This window comes from Acidiplasma cupricumulans (assembly GCF_001402935.1).
Classification (GTDB): Archaea; Thermoplasmatota; Thermoplasmata; order Thermoplasmatales; family Thermoplasmataceae; genus Acidiplasma; species Acidiplasma aeolicum.
The window spans coordinates 1-15,485 of the sequence record NZ_LKBH01000065.1; the positions used below are offsets into that span (position 1 = coordinate 1).

17 protein-coding genes are annotated in these 15,485 nt (G+C 34.3%); 6 read left to right on the plus strand and 11 right to left on the minus strand.

The annotated features are described in order from the left end of the window. Positions 1–39: 39 nt before the first annotated feature. From AOG55_RS02090 to AOG55_RS02105, 4 genes are read right to left on the minus strand one after another with little or no spacing between them, the layout of a single operon-like run. Positions 40–840: an ABC transporter permease gene (locus AOG55_RS02090; RefSeq protein WP_048102100.1), complete on the minus strand. Its 801-nt coding sequence runs from the start codon at positions 838–840 to the stop codon at positions 40–42. A 4-nt stretch (positions 841–844) separates the two neighbouring features. After that, the gene (locus tag AOG55_RS02095) at positions 845–1,825 is read right to left on the minus strand and encodes an ATP-binding cassette domain-containing protein (RefSeq protein ID WP_048102192.1); all 981 of its coding nucleotides are present in this window, start codon (positions 1,823–1,825) and stop codon (positions 845–847) included. Between the two features lie 5 nt (positions 1,826–1,830). Continuing rightward, entirely contained in the window at positions 1,831–2,253 is a 423-nt protein-coding gene (locus AOG55_RS02100) for a PadR family transcriptional regulator (RefSeq protein WP_052656833.1), read from the minus strand. A gap of 52 nt (positions 2,254–2,305) precedes the next feature. Beyond that, the gene (locus AOG55_RS02105) at positions 2,306–3,265 is read right to left on the minus strand and encodes a BadF/BadG/BcrA/BcrD ATPase family protein (protein ID WP_048102101.1); all 960 of its coding nucleotides are present in this window, start codon (positions 3,263–3,265) and stop codon (positions 2,306–2,308) included. Between the two features lie 111 nt (positions 3,266–3,376). Here AOG55_RS02105 and lysS point away from each other — a divergent pair, with 111 nt between their 5' ends. Continuing rightward, positions 3,377–4,498 (plus strand): homocitrate synthase, encoded by a 1,122-nt coding sequence (gene lysS / locus AOG55_RS02110; protein WP_048102102.1) that lies wholly within the window; start codon positions 3,377–3,379, stop codon positions 4,496–4,498. On the opposite strand, the gene AOG55_RS02115 is transcribed toward lysS, so the two are convergent. The 3 genes from AOG55_RS02115 to AOG55_RS02125 all read right to left on the minus strand — a co-directional run bounded on the left by AOG55_RS02115 (position 4,475) and on the right by AOG55_RS02125 (position 7,326). Beyond that, entirely contained in the window at positions 4,475–5,830 is a 1,356-nt protein-coding gene (locus AOG55_RS02115) for a hypothetical protein (protein WP_048102103.1), read from the minus strand. The genes lysS and AOG55_RS02115 overlap by 24 nt on opposite strands. Continuing rightward, on the minus strand, positions 5,820–6,530 hold the full coding sequence (locus AOG55_RS02120) for an ABC transporter ATP-binding protein (protein ID WP_048102104.1): 711 nt from the start codon (positions 6,528–6,530) through the stop codon (positions 5,820–5,822). The genes AOG55_RS02115 and AOG55_RS02120 overlap by 11 nt, the downstream gene beginning before the upstream one ends. An 82-nt stretch (positions 6,531–6,612) precedes the next feature. Then, the gene (locus tag AOG55_RS02125; RefSeq protein WP_048102105.1) at positions 6,613–7,326 is read right to left on the minus strand and encodes a hypothetical protein; all 714 of its coding nucleotides are present in this window, start codon (positions 7,324–7,326) and stop codon (positions 6,613–6,615) included. Positions 7,327–7,397: 71 nt separating this feature from the next. Here AOG55_RS02125 and AOG55_RS02130 point away from each other — a divergent pair, with 71 nt between their 5' ends. From AOG55_RS02130 to AOG55_RS02145, 4 genes are all read left to right on the plus strand, one after another. Continuing rightward, entirely contained in the window at positions 7,398–7,976 is a 579-nt protein-coding gene (locus AOG55_RS02130; RefSeq protein WP_048102106.1) for a CBS domain-containing protein, read from the plus strand. After that, positions 7,969–8,526: a CDP-2,3-bis-(O-geranylgeranyl)-sn-glycerol synthase gene (locus tag AOG55_RS02135; protein ID WP_048102107.1), complete on the plus strand. Its 558-nt coding sequence runs from the start codon at positions 7,969–7,971 to the stop codon at positions 8,524–8,526. Before AOG55_RS02130 ends, AOG55_RS02135 begins: the two co-directional genes overlap by 8 nt. Continuing rightward, on the plus strand, positions 8,520–8,870 hold the full coding sequence (gene pth2, locus AOG55_RS02140) for a peptidyl-tRNA hydrolase Pth2 (protein WP_048102108.1): 351 nt from the start codon (positions 8,520–8,522) through the stop codon (positions 8,868–8,870). Before AOG55_RS02135 ends, pth2 begins: the two co-directional genes overlap by 7 nt. A gap of 177 nt (positions 8,871–9,047) precedes the next feature. Next, the gene (locus tag AOG55_RS02145; RefSeq protein WP_048102109.1) at positions 9,048–9,740 is read left to right on the plus strand and encodes a class I SAM-dependent methyltransferase; all 693 of its coding nucleotides are present in this window, start codon (positions 9,048–9,050) and stop codon (positions 9,738–9,740) included. A 48-nt stretch (positions 9,741–9,788) separates the two neighbouring features. On the opposite strand, the gene AOG55_RS02150 is transcribed toward AOG55_RS02145, so the two are convergent. The 3 genes from AOG55_RS02150 to AOG55_RS02160 form a co-directional block, all read right to left on the minus strand. After that, a complete protein-coding gene (locus AOG55_RS02150; protein ID WP_048102110.1) occupies positions 9,789–10,934 on the minus strand; it encodes a PLP-dependent transferase in 1,146 nt (381 codons plus the stop codon). Between the two features lie 47 nt (positions 10,935–10,981). Next, positions 10,982–12,169 carry an MFS transporter gene (locus AOG55_RS02155; protein WP_048102111.1) on the minus strand — a complete coding sequence of 396 codons (1,188 nt, stop codon included), beginning with the start codon at positions 12,167–12,169 and terminating at the stop codon, positions 10,982–10,984. 302 nt (positions 12,170–12,471) lie between these two features. Then, a complete protein-coding gene (locus AOG55_RS02160; protein ID WP_048102112.1) occupies positions 12,472–13,461 on the minus strand; it encodes a VIT1/CCC1 transporter family protein in 990 nt (329 codons plus the stop codon). Positions 13,462–13,618: 157 nt separating this feature from the next. On the opposite strand from AOG55_RS02160, the gene AOG55_RS02165 reads away from it, so the two are divergent. Beyond that, the gene (locus AOG55_RS02165) at positions 13,619–14,971 is read left to right on the plus strand and encodes an acetyl ornithine aminotransferase family protein (RefSeq protein WP_054964524.1); all 1,353 of its coding nucleotides are present in this window, start codon (positions 13,619–13,621) and stop codon (positions 14,969–14,971) included. On the opposite strand, the gene AOG55_RS02170 is transcribed toward AOG55_RS02165, so the two are convergent. After that, the gene (locus tag AOG55_RS02170; protein WP_048102114.1) at positions 14,966–15,481 is read right to left on the minus strand and encodes a hypothetical protein; all 516 of its coding nucleotides are present in this window, start codon (positions 15,479–15,481) and stop codon (positions 14,966–14,968) included. The two genes, AOG55_RS02165 and AOG55_RS02170, sit on opposite strands and share 6 nt — an antisense overlap. Between the last annotated feature and the right edge of the window lie 4 nt (positions 15,482–15,485).

The following is a 15,485-nucleotide window of genomic DNA, read 5'->3' on the forward strand; positions in this document are numbered from 1 at the left end:
TTTCTAAATCTGATGTATTTATAAAAATTTAAAAATTTTTTACTCCCTTATCTCTCTTTCTGATAAAATATATGTAAGCAAAAGCATAAATACACTGAGTACAAGAAGCCCAGTCATATACATTAGCACAGAATGTGCCTGAGATGCACTTAATGAACCATTTATTATTACAAGCCTTACAGACTGGGCAGACCATGATATTGGGTTATATTTGGCAACATTGCTTAACCAGTTTGCCATCAGATCTGGTGGGAACATGGCATAGCTTGCAAACATTAGTGGCAGGTTTATAAGGTTAACTATACCAAAAACTGATTCCATCTTTGTCATTCTCACAGCTATTATGCTGAATAGTGAGGAAAATATAAATGATATCATGAGCACTGCTGATACAAGAATAACAGCATCCATGATGTCAAATCCCTTTGCAATCTTTAGGCCATCTGGAATTAGCAATCCGACAACAAATAAGATTACAACCTGAACCAGTATCCTCACAACAGAGGATAATATTCTTGAGAAAACTATTGATGACCTGTTAATAGGGGCTATTAAAAACCTTTGAAGAATTCCAAGCCTTCTGTCCCAGATTATGTTAACACCTGAAAACATGCCTGTGAAAAGTCCAATAATCGTTAATATTCCTCCCATAAGGTATGTTATATAATCCGGTGCGCCCTCAAAGAAAAAGGCAGACCTAACACCGAATTTTGCAATGTCAAAGGCACTTCCAAATAAAACTATCCAGAATATCGGCTGGATTACACCCACTATGGCAGATACAGGATTTCTGTACCATCTTTTTAAATCCCTTATTGTTAATGGAATCAAACCACCCATGATATCACCTCTGTTTAAAACCCATCATTTTTGCATAATCCTTCTGTTCTGAATCTATATGCTTACCGGTATATTCTATAAACACCTCATCAAGCGAGGGCTTCCTTATACTAATGGATTCAGGTGATATATTATTGCTTGCAAGGTATTTCATCAGTTCAGGCAGAACCACATCAGAGTTGTTTACCTTCATCCTTATATCACCCATCTCCATCTTTTTTACCTCAATTGCATCCTTAAAATTTTCCACTATTTTCTCCTCACTGTCATTTTTGACCCTTAATGTTATAATATCACCCTTAAGACTTTTCTTTAATTCATCTGATGTTCCTGAAACTATTATTTTGCCATGATCCATTATTGAAAGTCTGTCAGAAAGCGCGTCAACCTCATCAAGATAATGTGATGTTAATATTATTGTAATTTTAAACTCATCACGAATGGATTTTATGTATTTCCATAAATTTGATCTTGTGGTTACATCAAGGCCCAGTGTTGGTTCATCAAGAAAAAGGACTTCCGGCGTGTTTATCAGGCCGCAAATCAGTTCAAGCCTTTTTCTCATTCCACCTGAGTAGGCACTTACCCTCCTGTTTTTAACGTCATAAAGGTCAACCATATTGAGCAGTGTTTCAATTCTTTCCTCCGCCTCCTTTTTTGGTACTCCATAAAGATCCGCCACAAGCTTTAGATTTTCATAGCCACTTAAATCTGCATCTGTTGTAAAGTCCTGTGGGACTACACCTGTTATCTGCCTTATTTTCAGTGCATCCTTATTGAGATCAAATCCTGCTATTTTAGCAGTTCCTGAAGTTGGTTTTAAAATGCCTGTTAACATTTTTATAAGTGTTGTCTTTCCAGCACCGTTCTGGCCAAGAAGTCCATATACCTGTCCCCTGCCTATTTTTAGGGTAACGTTATCAACCGCCTTAATATTTCCACCATATATCTTTGTTAAATTTTCTATTTCTATACTGTTATCCATCTTTATCACTCTATCTCCATTTTTGAAATTCTGGATGAAATCTCATCTATTGCCCTTATTATTTTATCCTGATTATTTTTAATATAATCCTTATCAGATTCCTTTATTACATCTATTAAATTTAGCACGCTTTTTCTTAAATTCCTAAAAAATATTTTATTTTCAGTAAAATTTTCAACCATTTTCTCATAATTTTCCTTATTTTTATTGAAGTATTCTATGCCGGCCTCAGTAATTTTATACCTGCCCTCATTCTTGGTTATTAGATTATTGCCCATGAGCCTTTTTAATGATGGGTATATCATGCCCGTGCTTGGTTTATAATCAGCATCAAATTTTTTCCTTATACCCTTGATTATGTCATACGGTTTTTTCTCCGTTGAGTATATCTGTTCAAGTATAAACAGGTCTGATATATGTGCCTTCATTACTAGATAATATCTAACTAATATTTAGATATATCTTTTATGAAAAAAGATATTATTTGATGAACAGCAAATCCTTCTCCACCTGAGATAAATGCACTAACATGTTATCAACATCCCTAATAAGTTCATCCCTTATGGATTCCTCCCTGATATTAAGCAATTTTATTGCATTTCCTATTGCTGCATGGTATCCATAAAAAATTTTAATATCATTAAACTCCTCTTTAAGGTATGTTCTAATTAATTTGGACTGCATTACGCCACCCAGAACCCCCATGGTAACATCCCTGTGAAAATTTTTTCTCATTCCATCCAGCATTAATTTTATCTCTCCAAATGCAGATTTTAATATGTGCATTGAAACTTCATCATTCTGGGACGATGATTCATCTACAATAATTGCAAGTGATGCCATAAGTCTTTTATCAAAATGTTTTTCAAGATTTGCAACCACCTCCCTTAAAGGCATTTTAAAGTAATCCTCAAATTTTTTAATCAAAACCGTTTTTTCTATTAATCCATCGTAGCTTTTCTCGCACATTTCAAGGGCCCTTCTTGCTATCCAGAAACCCGATGCAGCATCATCTGTTAGGTAGCTCCAGCCACCGATTCTATGCATGCGGCCATTGTTAATATATGAGCCAACAGAACCGGTACCAACAGCAGCAACTATACCGTCGCTGCCCAGTGTGACAAGATTTACGGCGGCCTCACCATCATTTGTGATAACCGCATCTTTATTAATTGATTTAACAATTGAATTTACCTCATCTGTATGGTATGCTGAATCACCATAACCCGCTATACCATATATTGATTTTTTAATATCATTGCATCTGGCCATTCTTTTTGCACGATTTATTGACCTAATTATATTGCCCTTTGATGTGGATTTTGACACACTTCTTACATTGCTTGGACCTGCAACCCCTATCCCCACGACCCTTAAATTATTCTCATCAATTATGGCCGAAAAGGTTTTTGTACCACCACCATCAACCGCCAGAATCATAAAAACGATAATATTTTATTATAAATGGTTTTTACTAATATGTTAATACGAATTTAGTAATAAAAATACGAAAATTTTATTTAGTTGTATGATATCATGTTATGATAATATATGTCACAGATAGGTATACTTGATACAACACTTCGTGAGGGTGAGCAGACACCGGGGGTTCTTTTTAAGGAGAATCAGCGGGTTGAAATAGCAAAATCACTTTCCAGGGCCGGTGTCGCCATGATAGAGGTGGGGCACCCACTGGTATCTGAGGATATTTATAGCGGCATTAAAAAAATAATGGGTTTAAAAAATACCGGTGAAATAAAATCAGAAATAATAGCACACAGCAGGGCGGCCCATATGGATATTGATTCAGCAGCATCATTAAACGTTGATAGAATAGCAATATTCTATGGTATAAGTGATATTCACCTTAAATACAAAACAAATAAAACAAGATCTGAGGCACTGGACATAATTTATGATGCGGTCAAATATGCATCATCATATGGCATAAAGGTTAGGTTCACTGCTGAGGACGCAAGCAGGGCCGATATTAATTTTCTCCGTGACGTTATTGTAACCGCCAGGGATGCAGGTGCGGATAGAATATCACTTGCCGATACACTTGGTATACTTACGCCTGAAAGTACAGAACGCCTTTTTAAATCAGTTTCTGATATAAAAAATGTTGAATACGATATCCATGCACACAATGATATGGGCATGGCAGTATCAAACAGCTATACTGCAGCACTTAACGGTGCAACAATAATACACAGCACAATTAATGGTCTTGGGGAGCGTGTTGGCATAACTCCCACACAGGTGATTGCCGCCATGCTAAAATATCATATGAACATTGATGTGATTAATTTAAAAATGCTCATGGAAATATCACGGCAGGTGGAGGATTACACAGGTATATCAATGCCACCAAATTATCCTGTAACTGGGGATTTTGCATTTACACATAAATCAGGCGTTCATGTACAGGGAATAATAAAAAACTCATCAACATATGAATTTTTAAGTCCTGAAATTTTTGGCAGAACGCGCAGATTTACAATAGATAAATATTCTGGAAAGCACGCAATAAAGGAAAAACTTGCAAACATGGGCATAAATGTTGGTGACGACGATATAAATTACATATTAAACGAAATTAAAAGCACAAACAGGCCATATAATGATGATGATTTAATGTCTATGGCATTAAATAAAACCTCTTTCAAATAATTTTAATGCAGCAGATCTCCATAAATTCTTATTTAATAATATGTAAATGCCAGATGCAAAAAGTATTGATGATGATATTATGACTGCGTAAAATGACAGTAATATAAATAAATTGATAATAATGAATGGTATTATTAAAACCATGTAAACTGAATTTTTTATGCTATTTCTGATCTGAATAAATTCAGGGTCCTTTATCTGCCTTGGGTTTGTTCTCATAAGGACAAGGACCCCAATAATTATCATTGATGGAATATTGAATAATATTATTATGGTTACATAATAATAAATACCTCCAATAAATATATATTCCAGTAAAAATATAACTGCACTTGGAATCATTATTGTGTAATACCTTAAAACCTTACCAAGCAAAAAATACCTCATATAAACTGCAGGATCGACCGAGTTAAATGAAAGCCATCCCCTCTCATACATAAAGGTATTCTGGATCATCGAAATTGAAAATATGGTTAAATAGAGAATAAAAAGTATCATAATAAATTCCGATAAAAAACCCTTATCTGGAATTTTTATGAAAAAATAGAATATTAACATGGCAATAATTACACCGGGAGGAATAAATATGAACATATTGTAATTTTTTACAATCCCTCCCCTCATGTATACCATATAATACGATTTTTTTAATATGGACATGCATCCTTTTTTAGAATAAAATCCGATATTATCGGATTCCAGGCTTTTACCCGATATTGAAAGGTCTGAATAGTTCTCCAGGCCTTTAATGGAAAAGTACATGGCAATTATCATGGAGGCGATTATAATCAATGTCCCTGAATATATATGCCCAAAAATAAATCCTAATGGGCCGTAACCAAAAATTGCAGTTGAGGCAATGTATAATATAATAATGGACGCAATTAAAATTTTATATTTTTGCATTGAAATTGAAATTAATTCAGATGCCACGGCAAAAAAAGAAAAAATCACGGTATCAGTCATTGCAATAGCCTTGCCATAAATTCCTGAAACAGTATAAACTGAAAAAGGAAGCAAAAAAATAAGCAACATCATACCTGAAACAATATAATATGATATAAAGATGGCCAAAGCGAAATCTGTTTTTTTTATTGGTGAAACATAAAGAAAATCTATATCAGATTTCATAAGAGGTATCCTGCTGGGTCTGCTAAATAATAATATAAATATTGCAGAGATTAGAATATATACATATCTGTATTCAGGGAGATAAAAATTTATGCCTGTAATTGAACTTATAATGGAAACATATATCATAATTATAATTAAAAGCATGAAAAATACTGTAAATCTTGTTGAAAGTATTAATTTTATGACCTTACCCAACATTTAACATCAGCCTTTCCACTATTGTTTCTATACTTTCATTTTCTCCTGCCATACTCTCAAGCTCTGGCATTGTCCCCTCCCATTTTATTCTTCCATTATTAATTATTATTACCTTTCCTGACAGCCTCCTTGCAATTTCCATGATATGCGTTGAAATTACCATTGTTGCATTTAATCCATTTAAAAGATCACCCACCTTTCTCTGTGTGGGTATATCAAGATAATTTAACGGTTCATCCAGCAAAAGTATTTTTGGATTATGTATTACTGCCAGTGCAATTGATAATTTCTGCCTGTTACCCCTGGATAATGTTAAAACCCTCTTCTTTCTGTATTCATATATCTCCAGATAATCTAATAAATAATTAATTCTTTCCTCCAGATTTTCGACACCGCGTATCGAGCCTATGTATTCAAGATTTGAAATTACGCTTAAATTTGGGTACGGGTATGCATCCTCAGGTAAATATCCTATGTATTTTTTTGCCTCTGATGTTAATGGATCCAGACCGTTTATTTTAACGCATCCGGAGTCAGGTTTCAATATGCCTGTTAAAATTTTAAGCAGTGTACTTTTTCCGGCACCATTAGGGCCCAGAATTGAAACCCGTTCGCCCCCGTTTATATTTAAATTTATACTGTCAAGGGCTGTAAAATTTTTGAAAGTTTTTGAAATATTTTTTGCGGTAATGTCATACATATTTTAAAATAAACGCAAGGTTTTATTAATTTTTTCTTATTAAATGGTGAGATAAATCGTGTAAACTCACTAAGATAAATCTCTATTTTTTTAATTGATTATTATTTAAATTCCCCTTTTGCATGAAATATGCAATGCTTATCCCTGCTATGTATAATATTCCAAGAAAAATAATGTATTTATCCGCCATGGCATAAATGTAATATACATATAATGTAAATGCACTTACATTGACAGGGCCAATGCTTTCCATGTACAGTTTCTTGCTTATATTAAAATAAACAGTGTAGAGTCCGGGTGGCAGTTTAATATGATAGTATGTTAACCTGTAACTTCCAATGGTTTCATGTTCTCCAGACGAATAATTATAAATTTTGTTATAATTACTCGATACAATATTAATGTACGAAGAATTTATATTACCAGTGTAATTTGTTTTTACAGTGATATTATAATATCCAGATGTCTGTGTAAATGGACTTATTATTGTTTCCATATATGTCTGGTTTTCACTGGTTGTTGTTACACCACTGGAATGATAAAAATCAGTTGAATATATGCCGGCAACCACAAGAAGCATGATTATGAGGACTATTAATCCACCAAAAAATCGTGGTTTAAATCTGTAAATTCCAGAATAATGCATCAAAATGAATATTACCACAGGTATTGCAAATACAAGAATTATGGCCTCAGGTACGTAAAGCGCCATTACAAAAATTAATATGGATATTACTGTTGATATTACTGGAACAAGTATCTTGCCGTGTTTTTTTAAAAATTCCTGTGATCTCATTTTATGATTATTTTTTGGTATTATATATTGTTAAGCAATAATTATTAATAGTAATTTTATATTGCAAAATTATGCTTCCCAGTATTGAGGAATTAAGGAAAATGAGAAAATCCCTTGGCATAAGCCAGAAGGAGCTGGCAAGAATAAGCGGGGTAAGCCAGTCTTACATAGCACGTCTGGAAAAGGGAGAAATAAATCCGGCATATGACAAGGTTAGAAAAATTTTTGAATATCTGAATGCCTCCGGTAATAAGGCAAGGGAGATAGACCTTAAGGCAGAAATCATCATGACAAAAAATGTTGTTACATGTGAAATGAACGATTCAATTATCACCGCATTAAACAAAATGAGGGAGAAAGGATTCTCTCAGCTACCGGTTGTTACCTCTGATAGAAGAATTATAGGTACAATTACTGAGTCGGATATAAACGATATGCTAATAAAGGGAACATCCATTGAATCTTTAAAGCACCTTACAGTTAGAAAGGTCATGGGTGCAGTACTCCCACAGCTTGATAAGGACAGTCCCATATCAATGATTTACCCGCTTTTAAAGTATTCAAATGCTGTTCTTATTGTGGATGGCACCGAACTAAAAGGTATTATAACAAAGGCCGATATACTAAAGGCGGTTGAAACATATGGGTAATATTGTACTGTTTGTATTATACTCCATAATTCTTTTTCTGCCGGCATACATTGCAAATCCCGGGGCCGTAATTACCGGTGGGCATATTAAAATAGACATGGGCAAAACATTTCATGGGAAGCGCATACTTGGTGATGGGAAAACATGGTCTGGTTTCATTGGTGGGTCGCTAATAGGTGTTGTCTCTGGTATTATAATATATTATATAACATTACTAATTCATGTTCCATACGGAACCTATGGGGCCAATCTTGTTTCCACAGTTCTGGTTCTCATACCAATGAGTTTTGGTTCCCTGCTTGGTGATTTAACAGGGTCATTCATAAAAAGAAGGATAGGGTTGAAGAGTGGTGCCAGGGGATCAATACTTGATCAGTGGCCATTTGTGCTGGTCTCATTTCTTATGATATACATTTTTGCGAGACCATTTTTTCTAAAATTTTATGGTAATTTTATAGCAATTATAGTGCTTTTAATTATTACACCGCCAATACACAGGGGAGTTAACATACTGGCTTATAAATTTAAAATGAAGGATGTACCATGGTAAAGATGGTTATAGCTGTTAGAAAGGACCTTGAAATGGGCAAGGGTAAAATAGCTGCACAGGTTGCCCATGCTGCGGTTTCATGTGCATTAATCTCCATGAAAAAAAATAAAAAAATATTTAGCGAATGGCTTTCTGAGGGGCAAAAGAAGGTGGTTATCAAGGTGGATGGCCTGCAGGAAATATATAAACTAAATGAAATCTGCAGGGATGCCGGGATTATAACACAGATTATCACAGACGCAGGCTATACCCAGATAATGCCAGGTACAGTGACATGTATTGGCATAGGCCCAGATGAGGATGAAATTCTGGATAAAATTACCGGGGCCTACCATCTGCTTTAACCATCTTTTTTTGATAAAATATTTTTTTAAAAAAGCAAATATTTTTATTCACATAAATTATATAATTATGTGATTTTAAAAAATTTATCAAAAATCTATTATGTAATGGTTTGTGTGAAGAGGCCGTTTAGCGTTCTTCTATTTTTATTAAAATATCGCACTAACCCTTTGTATTACATGGATATAACTTTTAAAAATAATGTTAAAATAGAAAACACAACACCTGGTATGGCATGGTCTTTAATAACATATTATTACTGGGCAGGAAAATTACATTTGTTTTCAGATGAAGATATAATGGACCTGGCCAGCACTGGCAGTGAAATATCCAAAAAACTTGTTGAAAATCTTGGAACAAATACCGGTTATTTCAGAAGTATACAGGGAAAGGATGCTTTATTATACATGCTGATTAGAACGTACAGGCCAGAAATATGCGTGGAAACAGGGATATCGGCAGGTTTCTCAACATATTATATTCTCAAAGCCCTTGAAAAAAATGGCAGTGGAACACTTATAAGTATTGATATCAAGGATGAGGTAACAATGGCTAATAAAAAATTTATGGCAGGCTGGCTGGTCCCTGATAACCTGAAAAACAGATGGCAAAAGGTTATAGAAAGCTCCGATATTGCCCTTACAGCAATATCCTTAAAAATAGATTTTTTTGTTCATGATTCAATGCACTCCGAGGAATATATGTTAAGGGAATATCTGTGGGCAATGGAACACCTGAATATTAATGGAATTCTGGCATCAGACGATATTGACTGGAATGATGCATGGAAAAAATTTATAAGACAGCATAATAATTTTAAGGAAATGATAAAAACCCCAACTTTTGGTGTGGCAATAAAAAAATACAACTAATTTTAAAATTTATTAGGATTAAATAATTTATTAAACTGTGCAAATAAATTATATTTTTTCAAGGGCATTTTTAAAATCATCTATTAAATCCTCAGAATCCTCTATACCAACAGAAAGCCTTACAAGGTTATCCGTTATGCCTGATGCTGCCCTTTCCTCAGGAGACATTGCCTTATGCGTGCCCTCAACAGGTATCGATATAAGGCTTTCAACACCACCAAGACTAACCGCGTATTTTGGTATTTTTAAATTTTTAATTAATTTATGTGAATTTTCTATTCCGCCCTTAACCTTAAATGATATCATACCACCGAATCCCTTTAAATTTTTCTCGGCTATTTTATGGTATTCATTATCCCTTAATCCAGGATAATACACCTTTTCAATTTTTTGAGAGTCATTAAGAACCTGCGCAAGCTCCATGGCATTTTTATTATGCCTTTCCATTCTTATGCCAAGCGTTTTAAGCCCACGATAAGCAAGATAGGCCTGAAATGCGTCGGGTGTGCCACCAAATGTTTTTCTGGAGAAGGCAAATTCATCATAATATCTGTTAAATCCTGCAAGGCCAATAAGAAGGTCAGAATGGCCTGATATGTATTTTGTTCCACTATGCAAAACAAGATCTGCCCCCATTGAAACCGGGTTTTGATTATAAGGTGTGGCAAATGTGGCATCCGTGGCAATTCTTATTCCCATTTCATGACATATTTTTGATAAATTTATTAGATCAGGAACCTCAAGTAGAGGATTTGTTATTGATTCAATATATAGTAATTTATAATTTTTATTTTTTAAATTTCCACTATTCAGGTCTTCCACGGTTGTAAAATCAACGTTTATATTGTATTTTGGCAACACATTTGAAAAGAACTCAAAGGTCTGGCCATAAAGCTCATTTATTGTAAGTAGTGAATCACCTGATTTTATCATGGCCATTACACTTGATGTTATTGCAGACATTCCAGAGGAAAATGCCAGTGCGTGTTCAGTATTTTCCAAATCCGCGTATTTCCTCTCAAATGATTCAACTGTTGGATTCCCCCATCGTGAATATATGTAATCTCCTGAAACACCATTATCATTGAATTCAAATGTGGAGTTTTCAAAAACTGGAGTAACAACATTACCCACACCATCTATGGTCATATCACCGGAATGCACACATTTTGAATTAAAACCCTTATTCACCATAAATAACCATATCTGTATTTAAATATTAAACTTTGTATATATCAAATTTAAATTTTCACCGGTTCTAATTTTCTTTGGATGTTTAAGAAGGCAAGTATGATTATACCAGCCGCAATTGAAACAATACCAGCATAAGCATATGAGAATTCAGGGCTTATTTCATACAGGAAACCCATAATAAGATTTGCAATAAAATATCCAACTGATCTTGAAGAGGATAGAATTCCCATGCCGGCACCAAGCTTTGATGCATCCACAGATTTTGATATTATTGATGGTTCATATGTCTCAACTATGCCAAACGCCACAGATGCAATTATAATTGAAATATAAAATCCTGGCAGGCCGAGGCCATAAATTAGAGTTATTACAATTCCAAGTGTACCGGCACCTGAAAGTATGTAACCAAATATGGCAAGTGAGGAAATTTGACTTTTAATATTTACCCTGCTGAGTATGTATCCTGTCAGTGAGGAAAAACCCAGAAATATTCCATATGATACAATACCGGAGATAATTTTAAGGCTCTGGCTGTAATCCGCATTCTGTGCAACGGTTATTATTGGAAATCCCATGCTGTAGGATCCAAATCCAAAAAGTGAGGTGGCTATTATTATACCATAAAAAATATATTTGTTATTTTCCAGAACTGTTTTTTTATTGCTTTTTTTTAGAGGCAGGTGTTTATTTGATTTAATCGATGCCAGTATTAATGTGGAAATTATTATTGGAAAAATGGAGAATAAGAATAAATATTTGTATGTAAAATTTAAAAGTATTAATATAACAAGAATCAAAATTGAAATTATACCACCGCCAACATCAAGGCTGTGAAGTATCCCAAATGATGATGTCCTCTCATTTTCTTCTGTATTCTCTGCCAGAAACGCCCTCCTTGCCGGGGACCTTAAATTTCTCATCCACCATCCTGTGGAAAAAAGTCCAACAGATATTAATGGTATATATGTAAACCCTGTGAATGATAAAAATGGTATCAGGCTGTTCCCTGCAACTGCCACATTCTTGCTCCCATATCTGTCGCTTAATTTACCACCTAAATAGGAAAATAATGATCCAAATCCAAAAATTAATGCCTCAGCAATACCGAAATATATAAAATTTAATTTCAGCACAAAGACTAGATATACTGGCAGAAGGGCCATTGCCCCCTGATACCCCATATCAGCAAACATCGCGGAGAGACCAACAAAATATGCAATTCTTGGTGCCTTCATTACTTGGACACTATTTATAAATATATATTAAACTTTTTCAATATGAAAGCATTGAGAAGCATGAAAAATATTTATGAAAGGAATAAAAATTGGAGTATTCAGAACATATAAGGGAATTCTTATACATGCAGATTTAATGCATTATATAATATAATTAAAATTGCAGCCACTGAGACATTTGTCAGAATAGATTTATTGGGGTTTATACAGGAAGGTTAATCATCAAAGAGATGATAAGTTCCAAAGTTGTGTGTTAACATGGTTAACAGAAAATAATTTATGTATCATTTATTAATTATTCATTATAAAAGTGAAATATGAAATATTATGTGAAAAATTTCTCCTGCAATAAATGTTATGCCTGCCGCACCAAGTGCAAGCAATGATGCCCTGACAGCGGTTTTTAATATGGGTGTGTTTAAAGACAAAGCAACAACGGCGTTTGCAAATCCCTGTGTTAATCCCACCGCAATAATGGATACAAGAATTGCAGCATATTTACTAAGAAAAACAAATGGGAGTATTGGAATGGCCGCACCCACTATATATGATATTGCAGTGTTTAGTGCAGAGTTTGATGCCTCCTTGGAATAATTTTCAATTAAATCATCTATTTTCCTGCTCTTTGAAAAAATATGCTTTCTATTAAGCATGGATATTTTATATTCAGATTCAGACTTCTGTGCCAGATAAGAACCCAAGGTCATGCTGAATGTTCCACTAATTCCAACAACAAAACCGCTTAATGCTATGTAAATATTATTTGATATAATTGCTGTAAGACCTGCAAGTGTGGCAAGTATCTCAACCAGGCCATCACTCATGCCATATAAAAAATCCCTGCTCTTTTGAATGGTTTTCTCCTCAATTGATATTTTCCCGGCAAATATATCCTCATGCTCCATTTCCTGTGTGATTAGGTCCCTTACCTTTTTTTTGTAATCCTCATTGCCCTTATAGGAATCTATATATTCCTTATATTTCCTAACAGAGGCGTATTCACCATGCTCAAGCAGATTTATTATTAAATTCCTTCCTATTATAAACCTTACAATTTTAAGCCCAAAATATTTTAATTTTCTATATGTTATTTTGTTTATATCTATGCCTGGTTTCTTTTTTAATTCATTCCCCCAGAAATTTGCATGCTCCTTTTCTGTTTCAGCAAGGTGCTCTAAATTTTTTTTCATTTCCGGGTCTGCTATTTTATTATGAAGGTATGTATAGAATACCATATCTGTAAGTTCATCTCTTAAAAAGCGTTTTTGGTATTTCCAGTCCTCAGATGCCATCCGATTAATATTATGGAATTTTATATATAATTTTACAAAATTAGGATAACCTTATAAAAAATAAATAAAATTTTCAACAAGTAAAAATTGCAGGAAATTAGAGGATTTATAATATTCCATTAAAAAAGTTTTTAAAGATAGGTAAATTATATAAATCATGGAAGAGAATAAAATGTTAAAAAAAATTGTTATTAATACAGAACTGCCAGGTCCAAAGGCTAGGGAGATCATAAATATGGACTCTAAATTTCTGGCAACATCCACGAAATCATTACCAGTTGTGGCCTGCAGGGCCAGTGATTGTTATATTGAGGATGTTGATGGCAACGTATTTTTAGATTTTTCAAGTGGAATAAGCACATCAAACATTGGGTACTCAAACAGCCACCTTATTTCCGCGGTTGAGGATCAGATGCATAAAATGTGGCACTTTGCAGGTACTGATTTTTATTATAAAATTCAGGTTGATGCTGCGGAGGCCCTAATAAATGTTATGCCAGGTTCAAGGGATAAAAAGGTATTTTTTACAAATTCTGGAACCGAGAGCAATGAGGCCTCAATAAAATTTGCTAAAAGTTTTACCAAACGGCCTCAATTTATAGGATTCATTGGTGGTTTCCATGGAAGAACCATGGGGTCCCTGGCATTTACTGCCTCAAAGGCCACACACCATGAATATTTTTATCCTGAAATGCCTGGTGTGCACCACATACCATTTGCAGATCCATATAGAAATCCATTTGGAATAGATGGTTATGAAGACCCTGAAAATCTAACAGGTGCTGTGGTGGATTACCTCAAGGATTATGTTCTTGACAGATATGTACCTGCAGAAAGTGTTGCGGGTATTTTGGCAGAACCAATTCAGGGTGAGGGCGGTTACATAGTGCCACCAAAATATTTCCATAAAAGAATGATGGAACTCGCACATGAGTATGGCATGCTTTATATAATGGATGAGGTACAAACAGGCTTTGGAAGAACAGGTTACTTCTTTGCATCTGAATATTTTGGTATTGACCCTGATATTATGTCGCTTGCAAAATCCATAGCATCCGGAATACCAATGGGGGCATCAATTGTAAAATCAAAATATGATTTTGAAAAGTCAGGATTGCATTCAAATACATTTGGTGGCAATATGCTGGCCTGTGCTGCAAGCATAGCAACAATAGATGAAATAAAATCAAAGAAAATGGTTGAGAATTCAAATAAAATGGGTTTCTATTTAAATAAGAGGTTAAGGGAATTGCAGGAAAAATATCCAAGCATAGGGGATGTCCGCGGCCTTGGATTAATGCAGGCCATTGACTTTGTTATGGATGCAAAAAGCAAAAAATACAATAAAAAATTAAGAGATAATGTTATAGAATCCTCTTTTAAAAAGGGTCTTATACTTCTCGGTGCCGGAGAGAGTGCAATAAGGTTCATACCACCATTGATTATTAGAGAGGAACAGATAAATGATGCCATGGAAATACTTGATAATTCGATAAAAGAAAATTTATGAATTTAAATAATCAATAAGTTTTATTAAGGGCAGACCTTTATGCCATTTTAATATAAAATTACCATTTTTTGTTATTTCCTGCTTTGGAAGCAGTTCATACAGCCCGCGCATTCTGCCCGTGTAATTTTTATCGGATTCTATTGAGAAAAATCTCCATGGGTCTCCCTTTACCCCCTTTAATCTGTATGCATATGTAATGAAAAGTCCAGAATTTATGCACCTGTTATTTAATTTTATGGCCTGTTCCTGTTTCACTCCGGATGATTCACTAAACGTAAGCTGTTCCCTCTCGGAGGATTTTACCTCAATAACCATGGAGTAATCATCCCTTAAGGAGATAAGATCTGCACCAAATGAACCTGCTGTTCTGGAAACATAGAAAGGTTTTGATATTAATGAATACAGAATATCCCTTGAAACAGGATCAAGATTTTTACCAATCTTTTCTATGGTTTTAATATTTCCTGAAAGTATGTTTAAAAGCTCTCTTTCATATATGCTTCCATTCATGATA